Origin of the sequence: Pseudomonas emilianonis, from assembly GCF_023072625.1 — a bacterium.
Lineage (GTDB): Bacteria > Pseudomonadota > Gammaproteobacteria > Pseudomonadales > Pseudomonadaceae > Aquipseudomonas > Aquipseudomonas paraveronii.
Window position 1 is genome coordinate 1 of the sequence record NZ_JAKNRV010000407.1, and the last position, 4250, is coordinate 4250.

General features: G+C 51.4%; 4 protein-coding genes and 1 pseudogene. All 5 read left to right on the top strand.

Features of this window, described 5'->3' with window-relative positions:
• Positions 1-1529, top strand: a 1529-nt coding sequence (locus L9Z73_RS26340; protein WP_247407453.1) for an RHS repeat domain-containing protein, incomplete at its 5' end; no start/stop codon positions are given.
• Complete coding sequence (locus tag L9Z73_RS26345) at positions 1514-2188, top strand: hypothetical protein (protein WP_247407455.1); 675 nt, start codon at positions 1514-1516, stop codon at positions 2186-2188. The genes L9Z73_RS26340 and L9Z73_RS26345, both read left to right, overlap by 16 nt.
• 6 nt (positions 2189-2194) lie before the next feature.
• Positions 2195-2553 (top strand): annotated as a pseudogene (locus L9Z73_RS26350) (RHS repeat-associated core domain-containing protein); the annotation flags it as partial.
• Positions 2554-2630: 77 nt separating this feature from the next.
• Positions 2631-3194: a hypothetical protein gene (locus L9Z73_RS26355; protein ID WP_247407457.1), complete on the top strand. Its 564-nt coding sequence runs from the start codon at positions 2631-2633 to the stop codon at positions 3192-3194.
• Positions 3195-3559: 365 nt separating this feature from the next.
• Positions 3560-4250, top strand: a 691-nt coding sequence (locus L9Z73_RS26360; RefSeq protein ID WP_247407459.1) for a type VI secretion system Vgr family protein, incomplete at its 3' end; no start/stop codon positions are given.

Sequence of the window (4250 nt, forward strand, 5' to 3'; positions counted from 1 at the left end):
GGCAACTGCTCGAAGAGCACAGCTCGGCGGGGTGTTTGCAACACCATTACGACGAATTGGGCAACCTGACTCAAACCCACTTGCCTGACGGACGCTGGCTCAATCGCCTGTACTACGGCAGCGGCCACCTGCATCAGTTGAATCTCGACGGCCACGTCATCAGCGACTTCGAGCGCGACCGCCTGCACCGCGAACTGCAGCGTACTCAGGGTCAACTCAGAACAAATACCGACTATGACCGCAGTGGCCGGGTCCGCTCACGCCAGCGGCGCAGCATCGACCAACCGTGGCAGTTGCCGCCCTTGGTCGAAACCCACTACAGCTACGACCCCAGCGACAACCTGATCGGACGTCGCCGTACCGACCGCCAAGAGCACCTGGCCTACGACAGCAGCGGACGTATCCTCGTCAGCCAACAGATAGGCCGGATCGAAACCTATGCCTACGATGCGGCGGCCAACCTGCTCGACGGGCCACAACAAGGCGGCCTGGTACGGCATAACCGGCTGCTGACGTATCAAGACAAGCGCTATACCTACGACGCTTTTGGGCGAATGGTTGAAAAGCGCAGCGCTGTGCGTGGTTTGCAGCGCTTTGCCTACGACGCCGAAAGCCGGTTGGTTGAAGTGCGTAATGAAAACGGCAGCGTGGTCAGGATGGCCTACGACCCGCTGGGTCGGCGCATTGAAAAAACTGAACATGACAGCGATGACTGTCAGCTGGGCGAAACCCGGTTCACCTGGGATGGCCTGCGGTTGTTGCAGGAGCATAAACACAGTCAGACCAGCCTCTATCTCTACGATGGCGACAGTTACGAGCCTCTTGCCAGGGTCGACGGTAAAGGTGAATACCAACGCGTGCGGTATTACCACAACGACCTGAACGGCTTGCCGGAGCAACTCACCGAGGCCGACGGCCATGACGTCTGGCGAGCGACTTATCGGGTGTGGGGCAATACGCGGGAGGAGGTGCGCGAGCCTTACTTCATTGAAGAGCAGAATTTGCGGTTTCAAGGGCAGTATCTGGATCGGGAGACTGGGCTGCATTTTAATACGTTTAGGTTTTATGATCCGGATGTAGGTCGCTTTACAACAACCGACCCTATTGACTTGATGGGTGGGTTCAACCTTTATCAATACGCTCCTAATCCTTCGGGATGGATAGACCCATTGGGTTGGGCATGCTCCGCTGCACAGCGACGGCAGAATAAGGTCAATGGTTTAGCAGCGGAGAACCTGGTTTATCAGAGGCTCATGAAAAACCCTAATGTTACCGTGCTCGGTAGGCAGGTTTATGTAAGAACGCCAGGCGCAGGGCGGGGCCGCTACGTAGATATTTTAATAAGAAATAACAAAACACAAAAAATCATTTCTGTCGAAGTTAAATCAGGCCGTGCAATACGCTCTAAAGCCCAGCTTGCAAAAGATAAAGTCATCACTAATGGGCAGGGGGTATTTGGGCATTCCGGGAAAAAAGCAACAGGTGTTACTGTGAGTGAGGCTAGGGTGCCACTATGGAGGCTGCCGTAATGATTGGAAGTGTCGAGAATATGTTGAAATTACTGACCTCAGGTATAGCTGAGACGTTTGAAAACCATGGGTTCACGCAAAAAAAATACCGTTTTTTTGAAAAAACCGACAATAAGGGTCGAATCAGGCGCTACTCAATGGGGCTTTCCAAGCAAAAAGGATGGTTTTCTCTCCACTTGACGCTGCAGCTTCTCGATCCGACACTGATGGTGCATGTGAATACAGTCCTTGAAAAGGCACTGAGAGATGACAAGTTCGAGTATCCGGAAAGTTGGTCAAAATCAATTATAGAGAAATCTATAAAAACTCGCACATCCAATCAGGTTGTCGCCGAACTGACCGATTGGCGGATACTGAAGGAATCCAGCGAATCACTTCAGCACTTCAATGAGAGGTTTTCGATATGGCTATATTCATTCGAAACTCCGGATGAAAAGCCGGGCTGGAAAGAGCAGTTACTGACCAGCGTTGAGTTAGCACTCAAGTGGTTTGATGAAGTAGATTCAAATGAATGGATTCGCTCCAATACCGTGTACCCTGCTCTATACTTACTCGCTACTGAGGGGCTCAAGCAGAGAGTTGAGGAGCACTACAAGGCGGCGTTAAAATCGCTTGAAGATCCGCATGAGGTCGAGCTTTTTTATCGATATTTAGTTTAAAGGTAACACAAGCACACCCAGGCCAGCCTCAATATTTACGAAGACGAAGGCCATGTCCTCCTGGCTCGCATCGACGGTAGTGGGGCGCTGCAGAAAGTCCGCTACTACCCACCGATCTCAACGGGCTGCGTGAACAACTGACCGAGGTCGACGGCCACGACATCTGGCGGGCGACTTATCGAGTGTGGGGCAATACGTTGGAGGAAGTGCGTGAGCCATATTACATTGAAGAACAGAAATTGCGGTTTCAGGAGCAGTATCTGGATCGGGAGACGGGGCTGCATTTTAATATGTTTAGGTTTTATGATTCGGATGTGGGGAAGTTTACCACAATCGACCACATTGACTTGATGGATGGGTTAAATTTTTCCGACAAAAGGAAAGGTGCATAATACAAAGATGCTATTTTTGACTTCTTCACACAACACCAGGGGCTAAAGTAGTGACTCAGTTCTTAACCATTGCCTACAACTTAAGCGCTATAGATAATCACTCGTACTTTTTTGATGGAGCACCTGATAGTATTTTTTGCAAAACCTGTGGTTGCTGCATTGATCAAAGCTATCTGCCTAGAGAACTGAAAACACCAAACAAGGCTGATATTGGTGCAACTTATGATGGGCGCTTCATCGCGTCGCTACGTTTCAAGGAATACATCGAAAATTTAAAATTGAGTGTTGAATTTTCATTGGTCAATGAAAAAAATCAGCTATTCATGATGCAACCTCAAAAAATCATCAAATACAGTGCTCAACAGTTGGAAAACCTCTGTAGTACGTGTGGTCAATATTTTGACTGTGTGGTTCCCATCCCGAGTTTCTATCAAGAAACTGGAAAGCCTCTGGAATATGGAATGTTTTTCACAAGTATTGGCTTCGGTAGCGGGAAAGAAAAAAGCCCGGCCATTATTCTCGGCATCGAAACCGCACTTGAAATAAAGAGCGCAATAAAATCATTGAAATTAAGAGGCGCTGATATCAGTGAGGTTTTTATGCCTAATGACTAAGACTATCACTCAGCGCTTATCGCCCAGGCGCGTAAGACGGGATAGGTCTATTTGTTATTTAGTCTGTTTATTTTCTGGCCACTTAAGCGAGTGCAAAAAGGCATAAATAAAACGGTCCTGAAGGGCATGAATTCCTCTCGCGCATGCTCGAAGGCAAGGCGCTGGCGGGTATGCGGACCAGTAGCAGGGAAAACGAACTGCGCTACGACTTCAGCGACACCGAATAACGACTGTTGGAATGCAATGCAAATGTGGGAGGGGGCTTGCCCCCGATGGCGGTGAGTCAGTCACCATATGCATCAACTGACACACTGCTATCGGGGGCAAGCCCCCTCCCACATTTGTTCAGCTATTAGGGTACTTCGATGCTATTCAACCAAGCCTCACGCCTAGCCAAAATCACCAGTCCCCTCGGGCCGGACGTGCTGCTGCTCAATCAAATGGGCGGCGGCGAAGAGTTGGGGCGGCTGTTCACTTACGACCTGCAACTGACCTCCCTGGACGCCAACATCGACCTCAACCAATTGCTCGGCAAGCCGATGAGCGTCGGCCTGCAACTGGCGGACGCTGGCGAGCGGCATTTCCACGGTATCGTCGCGCAGTGCAGCCAGAGCATCGACCAGGGTCAGTTCGCCAGCTACCAGGTGACGCTGCGCCCGTGGCTGTGGCTGCTGAGCCGCACGTCGGACTGTCGGATTTTCCAGAACCTGAGCATCCCGCAGATCATCAAGCAGGTGTTCCGCGACCTGGGTTTTTCCGACTTCGAAGACGCCCTGAGCCGGCCGTACCGCGAGTGGGAATACTGCGTGCAGTACCGCGAAACCAGCTTCGATTTCGTCAGCCGCTTGATGGAACAGGAAGGCATCTACTACTTCTTCCGCCATGAACAGGACCGCCACGTGCTGGTGCTGGCTGACGCTTATGGCGCTCACACCACGGTGCCGGGCTACGCGTCGATTCCGTACTACCCCAAGGACGAGCAGCAACGCGAACGCGACCACATGCACAACTGGCACCTGGCGCAGCAAGTGCAGCCGGGCTCGCTGGAGCTCAACG

Excerpts from the sequence above, each read along its gene's own strand:
- L9Z73_RS26345 (WP_247407455.1), top strand. The coding sequence starts at position 1,514 with ATGGAGGCTGCCGTAATGATTGGAAGTGTCGAGAATATGTTGAAATTA.